Source organism: Peribacillus sp. NPDC076916 (assembly GCF_050269675.1).
In the GTDB taxonomy this organism is placed as follows: Bacteria; Bacillota; Bacilli; order Bacillales; family DSM-1321; genus Peribacillus; species Peribacillus aracenensis.
Map to the genome: position 1 here is coordinate 155,437 of NZ_JBNNIU010000007.1, position 24,937 is coordinate 180,373.

A 24,937-nucleotide genomic window follows, 5' to 3' on the forward strand; every position below is an offset into this window, starting at 1 on the left:
CTAAAATGTAATCGCTTTATTGTCAATGTAAGCTGCAAAAAAACTGAAGCCATCGTTCGGGAAAAAACGTTACTTGTTCTCTATCAATCTGTGGTTATCCTTACTCCTATGTACCCTTCAATGAGTATTCAAGATTTCATAGTGGTTTCTCAGTAAGAATCCAGCACTCTTCTTACTGAGAGACCCTACTAAAAAAAGGATTATATTAACTTTTTGCTCTCTATAAAGTTAATTTGTTTCCTGTCGTATTACTTAGGTGATATTCGGCAACTTCTTGTTTAATCATAAACAAGTACGCCACAAACCCTAGAGTGGCTGCTACGATCAGCATAGCAATGGATGGACCAAAATCACCTCCGGACATATCGCGGCTCCACCCCATAATATAGCTTGAAAATCCACCCATAATATTTGTGAACCCCATTAAACCGGCTGCGCGACCCGCTGTTTCAGGCGTTGAAAACTTGATGATGAAGAAATTGGTTAGATGGAACATTCCCCCCTGAGTTCCCATTGCGAGCCCCATGGAAACGCCGGCAAAAATAGGATTTGGTGCAATGACAGCGATCGTCAAAAATATAGCTGTCAGTATGAACAGAATCGTCGCAAGCAAACTCGGGCGCTTCGTTTTGTCCGCCAGAAATCCTCCAGCCAGGACAAATCCGAGCGCGAAAAGCCACGATAATGAAGTAATGCCAGTCATTGCTTCCCTTTCAAAGCCTTTGGCCTCAACAAGATATGTAGGCAGCCAAATACTGATTCCAAAGAAAAGAAAGGACGACATCAAATTGCCGAACCAAACAATCCAATAACGATAATCCTTTGCGAAGAATTGCTTCGACTGAGCAGCATCCGCTTCGTCTTTTTGGCGAATATAGGAGACTTCTTCCTCACTCATGCGTGGATGTTCTTCTGGCGTATTACGAGTCAAAAACAGGAACATGGGAATATTTATAAACAAGTTAAAGGCGGCGAGAGCAAAGAACGCGGCCTGCCAATGAAACGTTGAAATAATTAGAATGAGCATAACAGTACCCACTGCCGGGCCAAGGTAGTTACCTGTGATCCAGAATGACTGTGCCCTTCCTAGCTCTCGTTTATTAAACCAATTCGAGATGAATTTACCCGATATCGGGATCATCATACCTTCCCCAATTCCGAGGATGACCCTACTAATCAAAAACATTTCGTATGAAGTGGACAGCCCTCCCATGACCATTGTCGCTGTCCATACCAGTAAACCCAAAACGGCTGTTTTCCTTGCCCCTAACTTGTCGATAATAACTCCCCAAAAAATGTTGGAACAGGAGTATGAAATCATGAATATAAAGGAGATCAAGCCAATTTTCGCATTTTTATCCAGGCCAGTTAAACCAAGATCACTTAAGAATCCCGGATCTGTTTGGATAACAGAGATACCTACTTTATCAATCTGGCCGAAAAACCAGAAGAAAAAAATAGGAATCGCAATGTACAGCCATCTTTTTTGACCTTGTAACATGTTATTTCCCCCTTTTAACAGGCTCTTTTGAATGCGCTTTCATGATTTCAATGAAGAAAATGTCTATTAAACTATTAAACTTCATCAACTCCCCCTTTCCAAAGACAGCAGCAACTATTGTTTTATATAAAAAACAATGTTACCGATATTTAATGTTATATTTAATTTTCATAATAGTCAATAATATTCAGTTTTATATTTTTCCAACAGAAAAAGTAGTTTTATATACAGAACAAAATATGGTGTTGTTTCGATGAAAACAACCCGAAAAAACACCTTAACCGAGCCTTAAGTAATGCACCTCAATAATTTTTTTTGAAACTTCATTAACCGAAGCAAGAAAATGTCCATCATGTCCAAAATCCGGGGATACTACGGACTGAAGACCTACTTAGTCTAGGTCCATTCAAGTAAAAGGTTTTAAACGTGAAAAGTATGGCGGTTTCTCCAAGCAGATAACCTTGGATTCCTGTCCAACACCCCTATATATGCTGCCGCTTGAGGTGATAAAGCATATGATTCGTCAACCGCAATTCCACAACCCCTTCGATGGGTAACACCGTTGAATTATGATTCTCCCACTATATCCTTCCGTTCATTGTCGTATTTCCTTTTATAACGATTCTTTATAAATATATAAAAATTAACTATTTTTATTATTTATCACTCAATGTTAGCATTTTGTTATAAGTTATTTGAAAGGATGAGAGATGAATGACAATGCAATTTTCTGAATTCGCAGTATTCGGGCTGGGTCCCATCGGTATTGAAATTCTACGCAGTGCTTATCAAACGAATCCTCAATCGATTATCGGTGTTGTCGATATTGACCCCGAAAAGGCAGGAAAGGATATTGGCTTACTAATCAATGAAAAGGAAACGAACAAGTTTGTAGTTTCCCATATACGAGAAGTAAATACGGAAGCTGACCACCCTATCGCATTACATGCAACCGGTTCAAATGCACAACATGTTTGGCCCCAGATCAAAGAGCTTCTAGATCACGGCTTTTCAGTGGTTTCCACCTGTGAACAGCTTTCTTTCCCTTGGCATCGCTACCCTCAACTTTCAAAGGAAATTGATGATTATGCTAAAGCAAAAGGGCTTAGTGTCATTGGGACCGGAATCAATCCAGGTTACATCATGGATACTATGGCCATTTCTTTTACAACAGTATTGACCACGGTTAACCAAATCAAGGTCAATCGTAAAGTTGATGTTTCGAAAAGGCGCCTCCCCTTACAAAAAAAGGTCGGAATCGGGATGACCAGAGAAGAGTTTGAATTTTTAGCTGAACGGGATAAAATTGGGCATGTAGGTCTTGAGGAGTCTGTTAGGTTAATCGCTTATGGGCTGAATTGGGAACTTTCAAGTGTTGTCAATACCATTGAACCAACGATTGCAAGCGAAAATATGACCGTTCCGCTAACTACTATAAAACCTGGGGATGTTAATGGGCTTCATCAAATCTCCACGGGCAAGACCCTGGACGGAAAGGAAATTTTCTTGGATTTAACGATGTCTGCAGGTATTAAACAAGAAGATGAGATCGTTATTGATGGGAACGAATCCCAAAGGCTGATTGTTCCCAATGGAATTTTTGGAGATACCGCAACTGCTGCGATGATTATCAATACCGCTAAACAAATGGATGCCCTCCGTAAACCTGGTTTACTTACAATGGCTGACATCGGGGTGCCGAGAAATATAAATCAATCTGACTTTGTGCATATTTAATGGCTAACCATCACTCTTTCGTATAAGTCTTACTATATTAAAAAAGGTGAACCGCGAATGGTTCACCTTTTCGTCCTGGCTCAGATAGTATTGCATACCAACATGCCAAAAAACCACCATATGCGGTGGCTCTGCTTCCTGCATATAGAATCCACTATCTTATGTACATTATCTTATTTCAGGAAAATATGTTCCGAAAATGACATGATTTTTCCATTTTCATTAATGTGTTTGAGAACCCAGTTTCACGGAAATGGCCTTGGCGGCTTTCGTTACTTTATCAATCAATTCAGGCAAGCGATCTTCCTGAAATCTTGCTTCAATCCCAGCCACACTAATACCGGCTACTATTTGACCTTTACCATTGAGTATCGGTGCACTCACCGCTTTTGTATAATCCTCAAGTTCTGATGAAGTTATCGTGTAACCATCCACTCTCGCTTCATCCAAAGCATGACGGAGTTTAGTTTTATCCGTTATCGTTCCAATGGCGATTGGTTTTAATTGAACGCTTCCCAAATAATTGTCCCGCTCTTCTTCCGGCAAATACGCTAGGATGATTCGAGAATCGCCAGCGTACAATGGCGAACGTCTACCAATGGAGGTATAAAGGCGAACAGGATGCAGGGTGTCCACCTTTTCAATATACATCGCTTCATCCTTATCCCTCACAATTAAATTCACTGCTTCTTCAACATCGTCCCGAAGGTCTTTCATGATGGGATAGGCGATAGACCTGATATCCAAACGTTCTCCTACCAGTTGGCCAAACTGCAGGAATATCAGTCCAAGTGAATAATGGCCATCATCGTCCTTTGTTAAAAACCCCATTTCCTCTAATGATCCCACCATACGATGTAACGACGTTTTCGGCAAATTGGAAAGTTCCATCATTTCATTAAAAGTCAGTTTCGGATGATTTATGAAAAGGGTTAGGATTTGCATGGATTTCACGACAGTCTTGTTATGTGCCTGCATACATTTTCTCCTTTCATGATACATGTTTTCCTTAACTATCATTCTATTATAAAACATGGAAGAAAGGATGTAATGCGATATAACCGTATTCATTGTTTTTTCGTAAATGCTCTGACTGTATTCTCATTTGATTTTCCTTCTTTATTTTAATCGTAATCGAATAAATTTTAACATCCTGCAAGTTTCCATATTAAGAGCGTTAATGGGAAATGCTTAAGCAAGAGGAATAAGTTTCTTCATCATTACGAAAACCCATTCACTATAAAGGCATTTTCAATATTACTTTTGTCCCTTTTCCTTTACCAGAATGAAGAATAAGGTTGGAAATATGCCCAAACCGAAGATGCTACAGTGACAATCCGGGAAATAGAAGAAGAAGTTCGTGTGGAAATAGAAGATAAAGGAAAGGGCTTTGATATAGAAAAAGTTACCCGCGGAGTCGGCTTATTCAGTATGGAGGAGAGAGCCAGAGCTTCCGGCGGATTGAATAATACAGTAAATGGTAATTCCTTAGCCTTATTGTAAGGTCTTCCCCGATTGTTCTATATCGGGGAACTTCCTTACTCCTAAATTCCATTATTACCCTTTTGAAAATTCCTAATTGGAAGTTAGGTAATAATAGAGATAAGTTGGCATGGGGATGTTAGGTTCAAGATTTTTTGGGTAAAAAATGTATTTCAGCTTCTCCCCTCTTCCGAAAAAAAGCCAAATTCAAAAGTATCATAGGTAAAGGGGAAAGAAAGGAAACCTCTTATCGTTTACCTTGTATAATGAAACAAAAAAGAAAGCCTCTTAAAAAGTACTTTCTCATCGTTTGCGACCGGAATTATATATCCAGCCACTTGTTCAGGGCTAAGGAAATCGAAACTTGCAATTCCTTCAATTGCCGTTCTTTTTGCAGCAAAAGCTTTTCAGCCTCCTTTAAGTTCACCCGTGAGAACTGAATGGATTCACCTGGTTTGACCTGCGCGATAATTGGTAAATCTGCCGTGATCACCTGTGCTATCTTAGGATATCCACCCGTTGTTTGGCTATCCGCAAGGAGAATGATCGGGTTTCCATCAGGAGGAACCTGAACGGACCCATTTGTGACCGCTTCAGATAATAATTCCCCATTATCCTTTAATTCCAGTGTCGGTCCTGATAATCTATATCCCATGCGGTCGGATTGATTGGAAACTTTAAATGCCCCCGCAACAAAACTATCTTTACTTGAATCTGTGAAGCTTTCATATTGGCTTCCATCGATGAAACGGATGAGAGGTTTTCCTCTTGGCATGAACTCCTTCTCATTGACAAACCACATTGGGAAGGAAAATGAACCTTTGAACGCCCGATCACCAATAATTTTCGAAGGTTCATTAAACTCCAAGACATCGTCAGCCTTTAATGCCCTCCCCATATAGCCGCCAATCCCAGCCCTTAGATAGGTGCTTTTACTCTCCATAACTTCAGGAATGGCGAAGCCACCCGACACTGATAAGTGCGCCCTGCAACCTGATTTACACCCTTCAAAGCGAAGAATCGATCCTTTTTTCACTAGAATAGGCTTCCACATCGGTACAGAGTGATTATCGATTGTAGGTGATAAATTTCCACCCGTTATCGAAATCAGGCAATTCTTCTCGATTTTAATGGTCGGACCCATTAAAGTAATTTCCAATGCCGCTTCTCCTTCTTCATTTCCAACCAACATATTGGCAATTCGTAAAGAATGTCCATCCATTGCCCCGCTTACAATCACCCCATGTTGCTGAAATCCTTTTCTTCCAAGATCCTGTATACTAGTCAATAATCCCGGTTTGATTATACGCAGGCTCACTGTAATCCCTCCTTAAGGATCATTTCTTTAAATTCTTGATCCGAAATCGGATGGAACTTCACAATGTCTCCTGCTCGTAATAGACTTGGAGGATTTACATTTGGTAAAAATAGTTTGGATGGCGTCTGTCCGATCAATTGCCATCCACCAGGTGTTGATATAGGATATACACCCGTTTGCATACCGGCGATTCCTACTGCCCCTGCCGGAATGGTCATTCGGGGAGAGGAACGCCTAGGTGTCGCGATTTCTTCCGACATTCCGCCAAGAAACGGGAAACCAGGTGCGAACCCGATCATATAGGCCAAATACTCCCCGGTTGAATGAATGTGAATGACTTCATCAGTAGTCAAATCATTATAACGGGCAACATATTCCAAATCCGGTCCATATTCCTTCCCATAACACACGGGAATGGAAACTGTTCGATGTGAGAGTTTCTTAGTTTCTTTTAAACACTTTAATTTCCTTTCCAGGATGGAACGGACCACTTCATAAGGAGATATTTCCGTATTCTTGCTTTGTTTTTGATCCTTATAAACAACAAGTGGGTCATAAAACACCGTCAAATTAGTAAAAGCCGGTACACATTCTATAAATCCTGCAAAAGGTTCCTCTTCAAGTAAATCCATTAACAATTTTATTTTTTTGTGTATGCTGTATTCCATTCCAATCCCGAATGTAATCACGATTGCGGAATCGCCCAATGGAGAAAGTGTACATGCAGTTATATTCAATAGCTTTTCCGGCATAGGGACTCATCTCTTTCTGTCAGTTATAAAACTCCTAATTTTTCATCACGAATGTCCGTTATGAACATATGTCCAGGTGCATGCGTGATCATGATCTCCGGTTTGGTCTCCATAGCAATGGATTGCGGCGTTACACCACATGCCCAAAAAACCGGGACTTCCCCATCACGAATCGTGACCGGATCTCCAAAATCGGGATGCTGAATGCTGGAAACACCGATCGCTTCAGGGTCACCAATATGGATTGGAGCCCCATGAACTGCTGGAAACCGCGATGTCACTTGAGTTGCCCTCACCACATCCTTTTGTGGAATCGGCCTCATGCTAGCTACCATTTTCCCATGAAAGATCCCTGCTTCAATGCATGGAATATTGGTTTTATACATAGGTACATTGCATCCCTCTTCAATATGGCGTATCGATATATCATTATTCAAAAGGGCGTGTTCGAATGTAAAGCTGCACCCGATCAAAAATCCAACCATATCGTCTTCCCAGTAGTTTGAGATATCCGTTACTTCTTCCACTAATTCTCCATATTTATATACCCTATATTTAGGTATATCGGTGCGTATATCCCCAGACTTTGCTGCAAATGCGGGAATGGGTGAACCAATTTCCGTAACGTCCAGCAATGGACAGGATTTAGGGTTGCGCTGACAGAATAATAAAAAATCAAAAGCATGCTCTTTTTTTAAGATGGCTAAGTTCGCTTGTGCATAACCGTTTGCCATGCCGGCAGTCGGTTTAATCAATTCATTGTTTCGAATCATGGAACGCAACTCAGCCGGGGTAGCTTGGGAAAGATCGATCATTAGTATTCATCTCCTATTTTGAACTGGCAAACCACTTCAACCTATATTTAATGGATATTCGTTCATTAATCGTTAAAAAAGTGCGGGCAGTTGTTTCATTAATGTATATACGCCCATTAACGCCATGATGACTACCACGAACACACCGGAAATCGTTAGCCATAAAGGATGCTTATAATCACCCACGATCTTTTTCTTATATGCAGCAATTAGCAATGTTCCAAGAGCAATTGGTAAAATGAGTCCATTGATGGCCCCGACTACTAGCAGTACTTTAACCGGTTGACCAATGAATAGAAAGCAAATGGTCGAAACGACAATAAAACCAATGATTATCCAGTTCGCCTTCTTATTTATCTTTTCGCTGAAAGTTCTGATAAATGAAACGGAAGTATATGCCGCTCCGACTACTGATGTTATTGCGGCAGCCCACATGACGATACCGAAGATTTTATATCCTACATTACCAGCTGCGAGTTGAAAAACGGATGCTGCAGGGTTATCGGGATTAATTTGTAAACCTTTCGATACAACGCCCAATACGGCTAGAAATAAGGCAACACGCATGACCGTCGTTATGAGTATCCCCATTACCGAGCTCTTCGTGACCTGTGGTAATGAGTCAACGCCCTTCACCCCTGCATCCAAGAGACGGTGTCCCCCTGCAAAGGTAATATAGCCACCTACAGAACCACCTACTAACGTTACAATTGCTATAATATCGATTTTATCAGGTGCAAAAGTCCTCACTACCGCTTCCCCGACTGGAGGAGAGGTTGTCCAAGCAACGTAAACCATCAAACAAATCATGAAAAATCCGGCAATTTGCGTAAAACGGTCCATCGCTTTTCCTGCTTCTTTCACCACAAAAATCAGTACGGCGATGACTGCACTTATTGCCGCCCCGGTCGTGGGGGATATTCCCGTCATCGCATTCAGACCTAATCCAGCTCCTGCGATATTTCCAATATTAAATGCCAGCCCGCCCAAAACGATCAGGGCTGCCAGTACATAGCCCAACCCTGGTAGGACCATGTTTGCAATTTCTTGCCCCCTTTTTTCGGATACAGCAATAATGCGCCATACATTTGTTTGGGCAAATATATCAAGAATGACCGAAATAAGAATGACGAATCCGAAACTTGCCGCAAGACTTTGGGTATAAACGGTTGTTTGCATTAAAAAACCGGGTCCTATTGCCGACGTTGCCATTAGGAATGCTGCACCTAACAATAAAGTGCGGTTTGTTTTTGGCTTATTTGGATTCTTTTCCTGTGCTGTTGTATTTTTAATTGGCTCCAATGGAAACTACCTCCTGATGGTTTTGAATTTTCAAGAAAAGGACTTGACTGTTATTTCAGATAATTGTAAAGATTCTTTAATATGCCGAGCAAAGGATAAAGCATGTGCCCCGTCCCCATGAATACAAATGGTATCTGCTTTTAAAGCCACATCCGATCCTTGTTGAGACAGAACCTTTCCCTCCTTCACCATGCGAATGACTTGCGCAATGGCATCATCATCGTTTTCGATCAATGCGTCCTTTTCCAATCGAGAAGTCAATGAACCATCATGTTGGTAGGTACGATCGGCAAATACTTCACTCCCGGTTTGCAATCCGATAGCCTGTCCGGCACGTATTAATTCACTGCCTGACAAACCAAATAAGATAAGCTCGGGATTCACTTTATATACCGCTTCGGCAATGGCCATGGATAACTCTTTATTCTTTGCGGCCATATTGTACAAAGCCCCATGCGGTTTCACATGCTGCATATTTCCGCCTTCGGATTGCAGAAAGCCATTTAATGCACCAATTTGATAGACGACAATATCATAAGCTTCCTGTGGTGAAATATTCATATTGCGCCTTCCAAATCCTATTAAATCCTGTAAACCTGGGTGGGCTCCGATTTTGACATTTTTCCCTAAAGCAAGCTGAACCGTTTTTCTCATGACGGTCGGATCACCAGCGTGGAATCCACAAGCTACATTGACAGATGTTACATAATCCAAAATCTCTTGATCATTACCAATACGGTAAGCGCCAAAACTTTCTCCTAAATCACAATTCAAATCAACCGTGTTCATACGACCTTCTCCTTTATTAACGAAAATTTCAGTAAATAATCCATATGAATATGTAGGTACTCTTTCATTCACTCAATACTATAAGTTCCGAAATTCGGAATTTGAGTTTCGCATTTCGGAATATTCTTATCCTATCATATTCTAATTATTTCGACAATACTTTGTTAGATAACCTAACATTAAAGTTGGATACAAGAAGAGCTCTTCATAAATATTAAGCAATAAAAAAAGCCGTTGTTTCCTTTGGAACAAAGCAACGGCGATGATTAGAGCATTAAGGTGTGAAGCATATTATGACATTCAATTATTGAATCGATTAATAGAAAACAATGAAATATCTTCCTTGCTAGTACCGGAGATAATCAAGTCACTCAAAATTTCACCCATGACACTGCTGAATTTAAAACCGTGTCCAGAGAACCCTGCTGCTATAGCAATGTGTGGATAATAAGGATGTTTATCCACTATAAAATGCTCATCAGGGGTCATGGTGTAGATGCAAGTTTTCCCAAATTTCATTTTTTGATCAGCAGGCATATATTTCCTTAAAAAATTCACCAAATCACCCTCATCATCATCCAATTCACCAAACCCTTCAATACAGCCATCAGGATTTATACGGTTTCCTCCATCATGTCTCCCTATCTTCAATCCAGAACCATTTATACTAGGAAAGCCATAGTATGTACCAATTGAAGTATCAAAAGAAAAAGCCGGAAAATCATTATGATTATATAATTTTTCATTTGCATGAAACCAAGCAAATGTTTTTCTAATGGGTTCTAGCGGCAGGTCTAAATTTAACATCGCCAGTATTTTCGGCGCCCATGCCCCAACTGCAACCACTAAAGATCCTGAGTGGAATGTCTGTTCATCCGTTTTAACCGTGACCCCATCACCATGCACAACTATCTTCCTTACTTCACTGTTTACAATGATGTCGGCACCATTAGATTTCGCAAGTTGTTGATAGGCACTTATGCACTCTTCACTTTTCAACACGCCAGAAGTCGATTCATAGCAACCAATGTAATCTTCTGGCAGTGTTATACCAGGCCATCTATCATGAATTTCATGTGAATCCAAGAATTCCATAGGTAAACCATATTCCATTGCCCCAGCTTTCACTTGTTTAATGAAAGTGGAATTTTCGCTTCCAGCATTCAGGACCCCCGTTGGAAGAAATAATTGTTCCCCCGAATTTCTTTCCAATTCACCCCATAGCTTTTGGGCTTTAAGTGCCAACGATACATACTCCCTTCCTTCACCATAAGCATGTCTAATAATTCTTGTTTCCCCGTTATGGCTGCCCTTATTATGAGGAGGAGCAAAGGAATCCAATAATAATACTTTTTGTCCTTTTTTTGAAAGGTAATATCCTGAAGACATTCCCATAGATCCAGCTCCAATTACAATTACATCATAGTGCATCTTGCATCCCTCCTCTTTTAAATATGAACCTTCTTTTTTAAAAAAGGAAGCCACTTTACCTTATAAAATAAAGTAAAACAGCTTCCACATGGTTTTTTAGAACTCTATTTCCCCGATTTTCATTTCAACGAGCTTCACTATTTCTCCTTCATGAATTTGCCGATAAACCGCTTCAATGTCAGGATGGAAAAAGCGGTCTTCTTCAACCATCGGGACTTCGCTCCGAACTAAATGATATACCCCCTCCGTGACCGGTGACGGTTTCAATGGCAGATGAAAATCCATTGCTTGCGTTGCCGTCATCAGTTCAATGGCTAAAATATATTCAAGTTTCTTCGAAATCCGATAGGCTTTCTTCGAAGCGAAATAAGCAAAACTTATCACGTCTTCTTGATTTGCGCATGTAGGGATATTATCGATAGTGGCTGGATGCGATAACACCCTGATTTCATTCAGTAGCCCAGCAGCTGTATATTGTGGAATCATGTAGCCACTATTCAATCCTGGATTAACCACTAAGAAATTAGGTAATTCACTAAGGTGATGGTTTACAAGCCGATCTATTCTGCGTTCTGTTATTTTTGCTAAGTTTGCTAGCGCTATGGAAATCGCATCCGCGTATATCCCAACAAATGAACCATCAAAATTTCCAGCCATTAGTGCAATTCCATCTTCCTCTTCCGGAAAAATCAGAGGATTGTCACTTACGGAATTCATTTCATTCTCAATCGAAACAGCTGCGTCTTTCAATACTCTTTTTATCGCTCCATGGACTTGTGGGATGCAACGTAAGCTTAGTGCATCTTGTAATCTATGATCCTGGTATCTTTCAATGATTTGGCTGCCTTCAAGAATCCTTGTTACATTTCTGGCTGTCATTGCCTGTTCCTCATGTTTTTTCAATGTATGGGGACGGGGATCAAATGCTTTTATTGTACCTTTTAGCACTTCTAAGGACATAGCTCCCGTAATGTCCGCGGTTTTCGCTGCTTGCATGCTATTGTATAAAGCCAGAACGGCCATCGCAGTGACGGAAGGAGTTCCGCTTATAAGAGCCAGTCCTTCTTTACACCCAAGCGTAACTGGCTTCAATCCAGCTTGCGCTAACGCATCCTTTCCCGGGAGAAGCTCATCATTGTACCACGCCCGCCCCTCCCCGATCACCAATAAAGACATGTGTGCTTCAGGAGACAGATACCCCACAGACCCCTCACCTGGAACATAGGGAAGTATATCGTGATTCAACAGTGAAGCGATCAGATTTAAAACTTGTAAACGGACTCCTGAATAGCCCTGGCCTAAATTCACAAGGATCATCAATTGAATGGCTCTTACGACTTCTTTTTCAAGAGTATCCCCTACTGAAACAGCATGTGAACGAACAATATTACGTTGAAGGGTTTCTGCGTCCTGTGGGGAAATCACTTCTGTCATATTACTGCCAAAACCAGTCGTTACACCGTAAATCATTCTATTATCATCTAAAAACTTTTCTATTAAGCTTCGTGATTTATTTACTCTTTCACAATATGACTCAGTGAAAGTAACTTTTGCACCATATCTTGCAACCGCAATTACCTCTTTGATCGAAATCGCACCATCCCCTAGTGCCACCTCTTTAATATCCATAGGATGTGAACAATTAGTAGTTGTCATCCTTACACATCTCCTCTCATATGACTCATCAAGAAGGAGAAAAAGTTTTGGTCCTTCTCATTTATTTGCTTGAAAATTAATCTTATGTTATTTTTTCTTTTTTAGTAAAGGGAATATCTGTTTCCATCGGAGGGTGCCCCGCTTCAAGTAAAGGATTACTGGCATCATTAAGTGAAAGCGATTTTGTCTCAGGCGCCCAAGCGATCGATACGATCAAGCCGACCAGCAGAATGGCTGCCATTCCTGCCATTGAGGCACCTAATCCAAATGAACTTAAAGAAACAGGCAGCAGGAATGTTCCAATCGCAGAACCAATTCGACTAATTGCCGTAACCATGCCTATTCCCGATCCACGAATCTCAGTTGGAAAAAGCTCTGCTGGGTATACTAGTGTAAGGTTCGATGCTGCTGACATGAAAAAAGTAAAGATCAAAAAGGCTATCAGCATTAAGAATTGAGAACTATTGTGTAAGAAGCTGAGTGAAAACAATGAAACTGTAAGGATTGTAAATGCCCCGATGGTGAATCCTCTACGAGAAAATTTTGCAAGCAACCAAAGACCAACAATTGCCCCAACAAGCAAGAATAAATTCAGCATCGTATCGGCAAAAAAGTTTTGTTCAAAACCCATTGTACTTAGTATGGACGGCAGGAAAGTGTAAATGGCAAAATACGGAATAACAAGAGTTAATTTGAATATTCCACCAAAAGCCATCCGCTTACGAAGCTTTTTACTGAAAAGTCCACGAAATCCTAAAGTCTTTTGGTTTTCAGTGCCAGTCGTCATTTCTCCCATTTCAACGTTCGGTCCAAGGTGTTTTTTTACAATTTGGCGAGCTTCTTCGACACGCCCCATGCTGACAAGCCATCTTGGTGATTCAGGCGTTCCTATTCTTAAGATTAAAACCACAACAGCTGGAATGGCAGCGCTGACAAGCATCCAACGCCATGAGTCTGAACCACCCTGTCCCAGGTAATGACCAACAAAGTTCGATGCTACATATCCAATCGTCCATACTACGTTTATGGACGCGAGGAGCGAGGAGCGGTACTTTTTTGGTGAAAACTCGGCGAGTAAAGTTGTACCGACAGCGTAATCTCCTCCAAGTCCAAAACCGATTAGCAACCGTAAAATTAACAGCTCTTCTGGACTGCTGACAAAAAATTGTAAAATGGTAGCTACCGTAATAAGTAAAAAGTTTACGAGAAAGATTTTCTGTCTGCCTACACGATCGGAAAGTCTTCCAAGTATTAAAGATCCAGCAAACAGACCGATTAAAGCAGAACTGCCGATCAGCCCTGTCCACATCGCATTCATATTCATTTGAGGCCCGAATACTGTCAGGGCCATCGCGATAATCCCTAGGGAATAGCCATCACAGAAGCTTGATCCAAAGGTAAGTCCAGCAATTCGAAAATGAAACTTTTTAAATGGGGCATCGTCTATAGTGTATTTTTGTTCGTTCAAAGAATCCCCTCCATTTTTTGATTTATCAGATTTGTGGATCAAAAAAAATTTTACTGCAATACTCCGGTATTGAACCTGAAATGAAATGACTGGATTTCAGTTCACACTAAATAATGAGATTTTCTGACCTTCAAACATGGAATGTACACCTCCATGTTTGTTAAACATCTAGCACTTACAGGTAGTTTTCATTTTATGGTTAAGACTCGTACTAAAATTCACCAAAGAATATTATGAAATAGTAATCTTTTTATGATTTATATCAACCCATTATACCTTTTAATTACTATTTCATTTTGAAAATATAGTTTTAGGATTGGATCAATTGTTTATCATTGAAATAAATGACTTCACTAAGGATTTTACAGCCTTCAATTATCTCAAATTTTTCCCTAGCTTCCTTTTCTGTGGTAAATTCAAACATTTTTATGCCATTTTTCGAATGGATAGTAATTACCCACATAAAATTCCCTCCACATGGAAGATTAATTTCCCGATTTCCTGAAACACTTTCATTTAATTTCACTGTAAAGCAGTAAAGCATTGAACGCTGCCAATGGGTAGGATGATAAATCACCATCCTACTATTCAACACCATTACATGTGGATAAATACTTCTAAAAGCCCAGTTCATCTGCTGAAATGGAAGTTCAAGACCTTATTTTATTAAATGATTCTTAAAGGCCATTCAGGCTTTAGTAATCACTCTTCACAAATGGCGTTAAAGAGAGTTTTTACTCGACAAATTCATGCTCAAGGCCTTTATTATCCTTTGGAACCGCACGGGCTCTCTTAAAAGCAGGAACTAGATCATCGGAGGCTCCTCTTGTAAACTTCTTCTGAAAGTGAAAAGCATAATCCGTAATCAATGTACATCCATTTGCCTTATCTTAGCTAACCATATTAGTGGTGGTTTCCGATGAATTGCCTTTTTTGCCAGGCTTCACGAATACCATGGCTAACATGCCAATCGTGACGGCTATTGATGCTGCAATAAACATGGCATTATATCCATATATGGCGACAAGACTTCCAGTCAAGGTAGGGGCAATTATGGTAGCCAGATTCGCAATGAAATGAGTTACCCCGCCAAATGTTCCAGCTTTATTCGGTTCTGTATCCAGAACCACGATCCAATAAATGGAATTAGGCAAATAATTAAAGGCATTTCCTATACACATTAAAGCAAGTACGGCCGCCGCACTCTCGACAGTCGGAATCAACATAAAACATACAGCTGTACAAAATAAGGAGACTACTGTAAACCAAGATCTTGCAATACGTAAATTCCCTGTTTTCCTTCGTAATATATCCGAGATTTTACCACCTAATAATCCAGTGATAATAGCTCCTACCCAGGGAATCATACCAATATATGAAAGAGAAGAAAGTGAATAATTAAATTCATCTTGCAGATATTTGGGGGTCCATGTAAGTAATAGAATATTTACATATAAAAAGGCAAAATATCCAATTGCATTAAATACTAAGGTAGGGTTTTTAAAAAAGTGGTACCATGGTACATTTATTTGTTCGTCTAATTTCGTCTCACCTTTTATTAAAATATCTGCTCTTCGAATTTCTTCTAGTTCGGTTTTCGAGACTCTTGGATGATCTTCAGGTAAGTTTGTAAATACTTTGTTCCAAATTGCTACCCAAATAAAACCTAATATACCGAGAATAACAAAAGTTACTTTCCAGTTAGTGAATGTTAGAAGACCTACTACGATGGGTGCAGTAATCAATGCTCCAATTGGTGTCCCCACTAATCCAAGAGCTACAGCAAACCCTTTTTCTTTAGGAGATACCCAGTTTGCCATCGTTCGGTTCATCGTTGATAATGTAGGTCCTTCAGCTAAACCAAATAAAACACGAAACACCGCAAATCCTGCCAAGGCAGAGCCTCCAAATAATGCTGCACCTATGTGACCTGCGAATATTGTCCCAATTTCAAAAAAAGACCATGTAGTTCCGGCAATGATCCACATGAATTTAGGACCTTTCTTATCTGCTAAAGCACCACCAAATAGTGCACCGAATATATATCCATATCCAAAATACCCCAGGATTGCTCCCCAACTTACTGGATCTAAATTGAACTCCTTGATTATTTCAGCTTGGGCATATGAAAGTGCACCTCTATCAATATAATTTATGATTGTAATAACAATAATCATAAAAATGATAAAATAACGATAGTTATTTCTCAACATGTAATCACTCCTAGATGTTTGTTAGAGAGCAGCAATACTGACTGATTTTAAACATAAAAAACAGTAATCTTAAGACCCTAAATCTAGTTTGCATTATGCAGCCTGTAATAAATTACAGCCATGATGACAATCGAATACTGGCTTAATTCTAGTAAACTATTAAAAAACCATCAGCGGGCATTCCACCATGGATAGAAGCATGTATACCAGTGCAACTGAAATATCAGATACATCTCTTGCTTTGGCAACTCGGAATACTGTTAGATCATATTGTACGTATCAAAGCCTTTTTACATCCGCCAAAATTCCAGCGGATGTAAAGAGGCTCCTGATACATAGAAGTTCATTTAATGGGCGTTTCATGAGAGATCCGGTCAACCTAATGAAGGGTCGATGGGTATAGCCTCTCTTCTTTTAGTGAATTTTATAGACCAGTCAGGCTTTTGGAATCAGTCTTCACTTTATCATTCACTACTTGCACACCATTTTTCCATACAGATTTAACGTGATTGACCCCAAATAAATATTGCAGCTCCTGATAGTTTTCAACATTCCATAAAACGACATCCGCTTGTTTTCCGACTTCGAGGGAACCGACCCTTTCTTCCCTGTTGATTGCACAAGCAGCATTGTATGTCGCCGCCGTCAGAGCTTCTGCAGGGGTAAGCCGCATCGAAATGCATGCCAGATTCATGACAAGCGGCATGGATGTCGTCGGTGAAGATCCGGGATTGCAATCTGTCGAAATGGCTACAGCCACACCTTCATCAACCATTCGTCTTCCAGGGGCCGCTTCTTCTCGTAAATACAAGGCGGTGGCTGGAAGCAAGCAGGCAATGGTGCCTGACTTCGCCATAGCAGTAATCCCCTCATCGGAAGCTTTTAACAAATGCTCAGCTGAAATGGCTCCTATCTTCGCAGCTAATTCAGCTCCACCGTATGGCTCAATTTCATCAGCATGAATTTTAGGGATCAAGCCGTACTTTTTCCCCGCATTTAAAATCCGCTCTGATTGCTCAGGGGTAAAAACCCCCTTTTCACAAAAAACATCATTGAATTCAGCAAGCTTTTCTTCAGAGACGATTGGAAGCATATCATTAATCAGATGATCGACAAATTCATCCTCACGGCCTTTATAATCCTTTGGAACCGCATGGGCTCCCATAAAAGTAGGAACTAGATCGATCGGATGCTCTTCCTGTAACTTCTTCATCACCCGCAACTGCTTCAATTCGGTTTCCAAATTCATTCCGTAACCGCTTTTACCTTCTACTGTAGTCACGCCATGAGCGAGAAACGAATCAAGTCGGCGCATGGTTTGCTCCATCAATTCTTCTTCACTTGCTTCCCTTGTCATGCGGGTGGTGGCATGAATGCCCCCACCTGCGTTCATAATGTCCATATATGTTGCGCCTTCAAGACGCATTTCAAATTCACGTTCCCGACTCCCGCCATATACAACATGCGTATGTGGGTCAACTAGCCCAGGTGTCACCAAATGGCCAGTTGCATCAAAGACTTCAGCTTCATGCATTCTATCTGCATAGAGTTCTTCCAATTCTTTGGTCGTACCGATCGCTTGGATCAAACCAGATTCCATCCATATACTTCCATCCGTAATCAACCCAAGCTCTGACATTGCCTCTTTAGAACGAGGACCTTTCCTATCAGAGGTAAGGGTTGCAAGTTGAGCGGCATGTTTTATCCAAATTGGTTTTGTCATTTTTTATCAATTCCTTTATCAAGCATCGGGATATTAATACCTCTTTCACGGGCTGTTTCCTCTGCCAGTTCATATCCTGCGTCAACATGACGCACTACACCCATCCCAGGGTCAGTTGTCAACACTCTTTCAATCCTGGCTGCTGCTTCTTTTGTGCCATCTGCCACAATTACAACGCCTGCATGCATGGAGTAACCCATTCCTACGCCGCCGCCATGATGTACGGAAACCCAGGTTGCACCGCCAACTGCATTCACCATTGCATTTAAGATCGGCCAGTCAGCCACTACATCGGAACCATCCTTCATGGCTTCCGTTTCACGATTCGGCGAAGCGACAGAGCCAGAATCCAAATGGTCACGACCAATCACGATTGGGGCCTTCAATTCACCGCTTGCAACCATATCATTGAGGATTTTACCAAAACGGGCGCGCTCCCCATAACCAAGCCAGCATATGCGGGAAGGCAGACCTTGGAACTGAATTTTTTCTTGAGCCATTCTGATCCAGTTACATAAATGTTCATTATCAGCGAATTCGCGTAAAATGGCTTGGTCTGTTTTATAAATATCTTCTGGATCCCCAGATAAAGCCACCCAGCGGAAAGGACCTTTACCTTCACAGAATTGTGGACGGATATAAGCAGGAACGAAGCCCGGGAAGTCAAAAGCATTCTCTACCCCTTCATCTTTCGCAACTTGACGGATATTGTTGCCATAATCAAATGTCACGGCTCCTTTTTCCATCATTTCAAGCATCGCTCTTACATGTTTGGCCATTGAAGCTTTAGAGAGTTCAATATACTTTTCTGGGTCCGAATTTCGTAACTCTGCCGCTTCCGCCATTGACAGGCCTGAAGGAGTATATCCATTTAGCGGATCATGGGCCGAAGTCTGATCCGTCAAGACATCAGGGATGAAGTTCCTTGCGATCATTTCCGGTAGAATATCTGAAGCATTCCCAATCAAACCAATCGATAATGCTTTCCCTGCAAGTTTAGCTTCATTGGCTAAACGAATGGCTTCATCCAATGAATCCGTTTTCACGTCGGTATAACGAGTCTCAATCCTCCTGTCAATTCTTGTCTCATCTACATCGATCCCGATACAGACACCACCGTTCATCGTAACTGCCAGCGGCTGTGCCCCTCCCATTCCGCCTAAACCTGCCGTTAGTGTAATGGTGCCTTTTAACGAGTTATTGAAATGTTGTTTTGCAAGCTCGGCAAAGGTCTCGTATGTACCTTGTACGATCCCTTGAGATCCGATATATATCCAGCTGCCCGCTGTCATCTGCCCATACATCATCAATCCCTTTTTATCAAGTTCATGGAATGTTTCCCAGTTCGCGTATGCAGGGACGATATTTGAATTTGCAAGCAGGACACGTGGTGCATCCGAATGCGTTTTAAAAATGGCCACCGGTTTCCCTGATTGGACAAGTAAAGTTTCATCTTCTTCAAGCTCTTTTAGTGATTTGACGATTGCATCAAAGCATTCCCAGTTACGAGCTGCTTTCCCAATCCCTCCGTATACCACCAAATCTTCCGGACGTTCAGCAACTTCAGGATCCAAATTATTCATGAGCATTCTAAGCACTGCTTCTTGTTGCCATCCTTTAGTATGCAATTCTGTTCCAGTATACCGGATAACCTTGTTTGTAATCGTGTTCATTTTCATTTCCCCCTTGTTTTTGTTATATATTCATTCTATAAGGAAAATTCAGAATAATTTATTATAATTTAATGATTATTTTATAATTTATTTTAAGTTTTTGTAGTTAGCTTTATTTTTTTATGAATAATTTCAATAATTACATTGTTATGAAATAAATAAAAAAGGACGATTCATTTATTGAATCGTCCTTTTTTATAATCCAGACCGATATGCTGATGGTGTACACTCTTCAAGCAGTTTGAATTTGGCATTAAAATAAGTTTGATGTGAATAGCCGGCTAATTGTGAGATTTCCTCCAATGATAAATCCGTTTCCTTTAATAAACGTTTAGCTTCCCTAATTCGAACTTGATGCAGAGTATTTCGAAAAGACTCGCCGGATTCTGCCGCAAAACGACGGCTGAGTGTGCTTTTATTGATACGCAGAGTATCTGCACAACTCGCTAGATTCCACTGGGCGTCCCAATAGTTGGACTCGATCAGCTCCCTTGCTTTTTCGCTAAGTGTGCGTGCCCCTTCCTGTAATTGTCCATGATCCTGCAGAAGCATATGGGTGGTGAACGCATGCAGCTCTTTTACTATTTGATGGATGACAGGTTTATGTACAATTTGCTGAAATACATCATAGTATATTGCTTCTAGAGAAGCATTTTGCAAGTTGTATGATTTCATATGCCTACGAATCTGGGCGAGTACACTTGTAAGGCGGATACGAACGATTTCCGGGTCGGGGTATGGTCGTTCAAAAGTAAGGAATTCACGCTCAATCCAGTTCCTGATGGCTTTCGCATCCCGCCTTTCGAGCATTTCTATCCAAAGTCTTTGTTCAAGAGGAGTGAGGAATGGGTCCATCTCTTGAGGAGAAGTCTGTTGACTTTCGGCTAAAATGATATCATATCCATCGAAAAAGATTTGTCTCGTAAATTCACGTGTTTGCTGATACATCCTTTTTAAAGACTCATTTGCAGTTGCCGCTTTTATTATGATGGCAAGGGGCTCATCCATTCTTTCTTTCCAGTGAGCAAGGAACGCTTGGTACTCTTCCTTATATACCTCATTTTCCTTTATTTCCTGGACACATAAAATAAAATCCGATAAAGCGAAGATTTGATTCTTCCCAGTAAAAGAATATCGTTGCAGTTCATCATAAACTAAAGGAAGGGTCCTGTTATCAGGTGTCAAAAAGGCGACCATGGTTATTTGACTTTCATGCCCCCGGTCTGTCAAGAAGAAATCCGGATATCCAATATCCAGAGCATGCCCATCATCCATTGTGTTTGTCGAAAGAAGACCTGGGCCATTTCTCAATTGAAAACGCAATTGTTGGATATGTTTTACCAAATCCGCCGAAGAAAAAGGACGGAATAAAACATCTTCAGCACGAAAGCGTAAGGCTCGATAAGCCGTTTGAAAGATTCGCTCAGAGGAAATGCCTAACCATCGAATTCCCCTCCGCTTTAACGAAACACCCATTGCCTCACTTTCATCCGTCCAAATATCCATATCCAAAATAACGAATTCCGGTTGCTGATTGCGCATGCCCTTTTCAAATTCTTCAATCGTTTTCCATAAGATCAGTCTAACTCCCGTTAGGTGGGACTCCACTATCCAACGAATTCCTTGAGCCTCAATCTCATCTTTCGCCACCAAATGAATTTCCACATCATCACCTCATTTCTGCTGTTATTCCTGTAATGAATAAATTGAAGTCAGTACATGAAAAGAAAAGGACTCCCCTATCTTTTCGAAAACACTTATATCTCATCTCCATTCTAATCCCGCCGAAAACCACAAACAAGCCTTATTGGGCAGAACCTTCGATTTAGATTGAATTTTGACATGCTCAACCAGTATTTTCATCCCATTATATGTACTTCCTTACTTCCTATATGAAAATATAAAAAACATCATGGAAACCTTATGATTTCCGATGATGTTTCGTTTATAGTCACTTTTAATCTTCCATACATTTACGACCGTTAAAATTCATTAATATTGACTTCGACTTCTTTTACGATGTTTTCATCTGAAGCACTTGTCAATTTTAATGATAATAGGGTGATGACACCCATCACAAGTAATCCGGATAAAATAAACATCCCTTGAGTAAATGCAACGGTTCCGTGAATCATCGGTCCTACAAAACCACCTAAGGCCGCAAATGAATTGACTATGGCTATTCCAACTGGCACAGTGGACTCAGTGAAGAAAAATGTCATATAGGCAAAGAAACATCCACTGAACCCGTATAACCCGAAAGATGTAATCGTTAACATAAGCACCATCATAAAGACACTATTTGAAAAACCGCACCCGATAAATCCGACAACTGCTATCATGGGACAAACGAGCAAGTGTGATTTATGTTCATTGGTCCGATCTGAATTCCAGCCTACAAACATAATGGCAGGTATACCGACTAACGATGGAATCATCGCTAACCATCCAATTTCCAAATTGGTTGTGGCATTTTCCGATAAAGATTTTATGATGGTTGGCATCCAGAATGATAATCCATAGATTGATGTGTACCCTGCGAAATAAAAAAGGGCCAACTTCCAGATTTTCGAATCTTTCAGCATATCAAGCTTAGTAACTTTATTTATACTCGAGCTAACTTTTCTTGCCGCACTCAATTCCCCTTCTAGCCAATCACTTTATTCCTTAGATAACCATTTAGCGTTGGCCGGTCTATTAGTTAAATAGAAAACAACAATGATTCCAATAATAATGACCGGAATGCCTTCAAGGATGAACATCCATCTCCACCCTGCCATACCCAACCAGGAGATATTGTCAAGAATCCATGTCGATGCAGGTGCACCAAACAATCCGCCAATCGGTAGGGCTAAAAGCAAAACTGCTGTGGCCCTTCCTCTTTCGCGGGCCCTGAACCAATAAGTTAAATACAAAATTATACCAGGAAAAAAACCAGCTTCGGCGACACCTAATAAAAAACGGAGAATATATAAGTGCATCGTTGTTTGCGCAAAACCTGTCAATATTACCACGAGTCCCCACGAAATCATTATGCGGGCAATCCATAATTGTGTAAGTACCCATTAGGCTCCTATGTTTAGTACGTCTCGTGAAGTTAACAGGAGAAGACCAGATAAACTTCTCCTTTATCATTTAATCCTTTTCACGATAATTGGTTCTTTTCTCTCCAAGCAGTTTCGCAGCTTTTTTAGCCTTCTCCTGCTCAGGGTTTGTATAGAGGGCAGCCGTTGTGGTCGACGTATGGCCCAGTTGAGTCATCAGCAAATGAATATCTCCTGACTGCTCCATCAAGTTTGTCCCATAGGTATGCCTAAGTTTGTGTGGCGACATCGATTTATTGGACTTAAAGGCCTTCGTGTATTTCTTAACTAAAGCCTCGATGGCACGGTTGGAAAGAGGGGTCTCTCCATCATTCATCCTAGTCAAGAATAAATAAGCCGTATCATCGTTTGATCCACTATAACGTTCTTTTCTCACTGCTAGGTAATCTTTAATGTCTTGCATAGACGGAGGAGAGACTGCCACTACATCTTTTTTTCCACCTTTACGTAATACGTGTATTTGCTTTTCTTCAAAATCCAAGTCTCGTAGCCTTAAGTTGGATAACTCATTCACGCGGATACCGCTTCCTAAGAAGAGGGATAAGATTGCAAAATCACGTTCCTTGTCCCTTTTAAAATAAATGAGTTTCCTGGACTTTTCAGGTAGCTCCTTTTCATAGTCATGCTTCACGAATTCAAGAAACCGAGCATCCTCATCATTGTGGAAAATCTTCGTCGATATTCTGGAAGCACGCGCCCCCAAAGTCTCTTTCACTTTATTCACTTCAATTTTCAACATGACATTTCGATAGAAGTAAGGTTCGCCTTCCTCATTTTCCGTCTGGGTCGTTAAATACTTGAAAAGGGAACGCAATGCCGAGATTTTCCGATTGACGGATACCTTTTCCGCTTTTTTTGTTTCCTGCTTATTGATGGGGATGTTTCTCCGTTCTAAAAATTTGATAAAGGATTGAGCTTCGATCAACTTCAACTTTTCCAGAACTGACAGGGGGATATCCTTAATATGCTCCTGCTTAGCAATGCCTTCAGCTATCAGCCACTCCAAAAATAATTTATAATCAAGAACGTAATTCAAGAGGGTGGAAGGGGAGCGGGTATCCAATTTATTGTCAACATATTCAACGATATAGAAAGGCATGGACTTAACCAGCTGTTCCAGTTTCTGCTCATGGACTTGATGTTGTCTGGTATTCGCCATTGTTTTACTCCTTTTTTAACATTAATTTATGCGTAAAATTCATATTATGTTCAAGTTTCTAACTACTAACGTAATAGGTCCTGCACAGAAGGATAGGAGTGAAATTATTAACTTTTAACAGGAACTTTTACATACTCATATTTTTCTGGATTTTTAAGTTTATGATTTTCGATAGCAGCTTCAGCAGCATCCTTCGTTTCAAAGATTTTATCTACCTTGATTATTTCTTTGTTTGTATGGAGATCATAAACACGGATTTTGTAATTCATCATAAAACCCCCTTTATTAAAATTTAAGGATTTGTTTTGTATAGTCAGTGAAATCCTCAAGATGGTTCGTAACAATTTGCTGCAAAATGTCTAGATTAACCGTCTGGTAATCATGAACGGCTATGTTTCTGAAACCCACCATGGCCTTTAATCGTTTGACCGTATTTTTGTCAATAATTAAAGCCCCATGAAGCATATCAAAAGCATCTCTGCTGGTTTGAGGCAATCCTAATTTCTGTTCAGCTACAATATGCATAGCCAAGTTAATTGACGCTTCGCAGGCCCTTTGTATATTGAGTATGATGGAGTCTTGTTTGGTATAGTCCTTTAGGTTTTCTGGATTGTTTTCGTAAACAACCTTAACCCGGTTCATGCAACGTTCTATAACACTGATTTTGTTCAATATCACATCATTCTTCATAGATGGTCCCACTTTCTCCTATTTTTTTCAAGATATTTTCGCGTTCCTCGTTCAATTTAGCGTACATGCTTAGTGCAGTCATTTGGAGGTTTTTAAGAAGAGTGTCGTTCGCTGAATATATAAT

At 40.5% G+C, this 24,937-nt stretch carries 22 protein-coding genes; 2 read left to right on the top strand and 20 right to left on the bottom strand.

Translation table 11 applies throughout. From position 1 onward, the window contains the following. Positions 1-220 precede the first annotated feature (220 nt). The gene (locus tag ACQKFG_RS19855; RefSeq protein WP_427562046.1) at positions 221-1,501 is read right to left on the bottom strand and encodes an MFS transporter; all 1,281 of its coding nucleotides are present in this window, start codon (positions 1,499-1,501) and stop codon (positions 221-223) included. 714 nt (positions 1,502-2,215) lie between these two features. Between ACQKFG_RS19855 and ACQKFG_RS19860 the strand changes: the two genes are divergently transcribed. Continuing rightward, positions 2,216-3,238, top strand: coding sequence for a hypothetical protein (locus ACQKFG_RS19860; RefSeq protein ID WP_427562049.1), 1,023 nt, complete (start codon positions 2,216-2,218; stop codon positions 3,236-3,238). 222 nt (positions 3,239-3,460) lie between these two features. Here ACQKFG_RS19860 and ACQKFG_RS19865 read toward each other — a convergent pair whose 3' ends face one another. Continuing rightward, positions 3,461-4,216, bottom strand: coding sequence for an IclR family transcriptional regulator (locus ACQKFG_RS19865; protein ID WP_192204502.1), 756 nt, complete (start codon positions 4,214-4,216; stop codon positions 3,461-3,463). Between the two features lie 351 nt (positions 4,217-4,567). Here ACQKFG_RS19865 and ACQKFG_RS19870 point away from each other — a divergent pair, with 351 nt between their 5' ends. Further along, positions 4,568-4,741 carry a hypothetical protein gene (locus ACQKFG_RS19870; protein WP_427562053.1) on the top strand — a complete coding sequence of 58 codons (174 nt, stop codon included), beginning with the start codon at positions 4,568-4,570 and terminating at the stop codon, positions 4,739-4,741. A 301-nt stretch (positions 4,742-5,042) separates the two neighbouring features. Here the strand turns inward: ACQKFG_RS19870 and ACQKFG_RS19875 are convergent, their stop codons facing one another. The 18 genes from ACQKFG_RS19875 to hepT all read right to left on the bottom strand — a co-directional run bounded on the left by ACQKFG_RS19875 (position 5,043) and on the right by hepT (position 24,813). Further along, the gene (locus tag ACQKFG_RS19875) at positions 5,043-6,038 is read right to left on the bottom strand and encodes a biotin-dependent carboxyltransferase family protein (protein ID WP_427562056.1); all 996 of its coding nucleotides are present in this window, start codon (positions 6,036-6,038) and stop codon (positions 5,043-5,045) included. Beyond that, a complete protein-coding gene (gene pxpB, locus ACQKFG_RS19880; protein ID WP_427562059.1) occupies positions 6,035-6,790 on the bottom strand; it encodes a 5-oxoprolinase subunit PxpB in 756 nt (251 codons plus the stop codon). Before pxpB ends, ACQKFG_RS19875 begins: the two co-directional genes overlap by 4 nt. Before the next feature lie 23 nt (positions 6,791-6,813). Beyond that, positions 6,814-7,605, bottom strand: coding sequence for a putative hydro-lyase (locus ACQKFG_RS19885; protein WP_427562062.1), 792 nt, complete (start codon positions 7,603-7,605; stop codon positions 6,814-6,816). Positions 7,606-7,677: 72 nt separating this feature from the next. Next, complete coding sequence (locus tag ACQKFG_RS19890; RefSeq protein ID WP_427562105.1) at positions 7,678-8,817, bottom strand: NRAMP family divalent metal transporter; 1,140 nt, start codon at positions 8,815-8,817, stop codon at positions 7,678-7,680. Positions 8,818-8,937: 120 nt separating this feature from the next. Next, positions 8,938-9,696: a 5-oxoprolinase subunit PxpA gene (gene pxpA / locus ACQKFG_RS19895; RefSeq protein ID WP_427562065.1), complete on the bottom strand. Its 759-nt coding sequence runs from the start codon at positions 9,694-9,696 to the stop codon at positions 8,938-8,940. Positions 9,697-9,996: 300 nt separating this feature from the next. Beyond that, entirely contained in the window at positions 9,997-11,127 is a 1,131-nt protein-coding gene (solA, locus tag ACQKFG_RS19900) for an N-methyl-L-tryptophan oxidase (RefSeq protein ID WP_427562068.1), read from the bottom strand. Between the two features lie 96 nt (positions 11,128-11,223). Beyond that, positions 11,224-12,783 (bottom strand): histidine ammonia-lyase, encoded by a 1,560-nt coding sequence (gene hutH / locus ACQKFG_RS19905; protein ID WP_427562071.1) that lies wholly within the window; start codon positions 12,781-12,783, stop codon positions 11,224-11,226. Between the two features lie 82 nt (positions 12,784-12,865). Beyond that, the gene (locus ACQKFG_RS19910) at positions 12,866-14,251 is read right to left on the bottom strand and encodes an MFS transporter (protein WP_427562074.1); all 1,386 of its coding nucleotides are present in this window, start codon (positions 14,249-14,251) and stop codon (positions 12,866-12,868) included. A gap of 310 nt (positions 14,252-14,561) precedes the next feature. Beyond that, the gene (locus tag ACQKFG_RS19915) at positions 14,562-14,714 is read right to left on the bottom strand and encodes a hypothetical protein (RefSeq protein WP_192204493.1); all 153 of its coding nucleotides are present in this window, start codon (positions 14,712-14,714) and stop codon (positions 14,562-14,564) included. 427 nt (positions 14,715-15,141) lie between these two features. Next, positions 15,142-16,464 carry an MFS transporter gene (locus ACQKFG_RS19920; protein ID WP_192204492.1) on the bottom strand — a complete coding sequence of 441 codons (1,323 nt, stop codon included), beginning with the start codon at positions 16,462-16,464 and terminating at the stop codon, positions 15,142-15,144. A gap of 424 nt (positions 16,465-16,888) precedes the next feature. Next, positions 16,889-18,187 (bottom strand): imidazolonepropionase, encoded by a 1,299-nt coding sequence (hutI, locus tag ACQKFG_RS19925; RefSeq protein WP_427562078.1) that lies wholly within the window; start codon positions 18,185-18,187, stop codon positions 16,889-16,891. After that, the gene (hutU, locus tag ACQKFG_RS19930; protein WP_427562081.1) at positions 18,184-19,860 is read right to left on the bottom strand and encodes a urocanate hydratase; all 1,677 of its coding nucleotides are present in this window, start codon (positions 19,858-19,860) and stop codon (positions 18,184-18,186) included. Before hutU ends, hutI begins: the two co-directional genes overlap by 4 nt. 195 nt (positions 19,861-20,055) lie before the next feature. Then, positions 20,056-21,525, bottom strand: coding sequence for a helix-turn-helix transcriptional regulator (locus ACQKFG_RS19935; RefSeq protein WP_427562084.1), 1,470 nt, complete (start codon positions 21,523-21,525; stop codon positions 20,056-20,058). Positions 21,526-21,842: 317 nt separating this feature from the next. Continuing rightward, positions 21,843-22,499: an MFS transporter gene (locus tag ACQKFG_RS19940; RefSeq protein WP_427562087.1), complete on the bottom strand. Its 657-nt coding sequence runs from the start codon at positions 22,497-22,499 to the stop codon at positions 21,843-21,845. Between the two features lie 21 nt (positions 22,500-22,520). Beyond that, entirely contained in the window at positions 22,521-22,892 is a 372-nt protein-coding gene (locus ACQKFG_RS19945; RefSeq protein ID WP_427562090.1) for an MFS transporter, read from the bottom strand. A gap of 103 nt (positions 22,893-22,995) precedes the next feature. Then, complete coding sequence (gene xerS, locus ACQKFG_RS19950) at positions 22,996-24,123, bottom strand: tyrosine recombinase XerS (RefSeq protein WP_342615592.1); 1,128 nt, start codon at positions 24,121-24,123, stop codon at positions 22,996-22,998. A 107-nt stretch (positions 24,124-24,230) separates the two neighbouring features. After that, on the bottom strand, positions 24,231-24,392 hold the full coding sequence (locus ACQKFG_RS19955; RefSeq protein ID WP_427562093.1) for a hypothetical protein: 162 nt from the start codon (positions 24,390-24,392) through the stop codon (positions 24,231-24,233). 16 nt (positions 24,393-24,408) lie between these two features. Next, a complete protein-coding gene (gene hepT / locus ACQKFG_RS19960) occupies positions 24,409-24,813 on the bottom strand; it encodes a type VII toxin-antitoxin system HepT family RNase toxin (RefSeq protein WP_427562095.1) in 405 nt (134 codons plus the stop codon). Positions 24,814-24,937 lie beyond the last annotated feature (124 nt).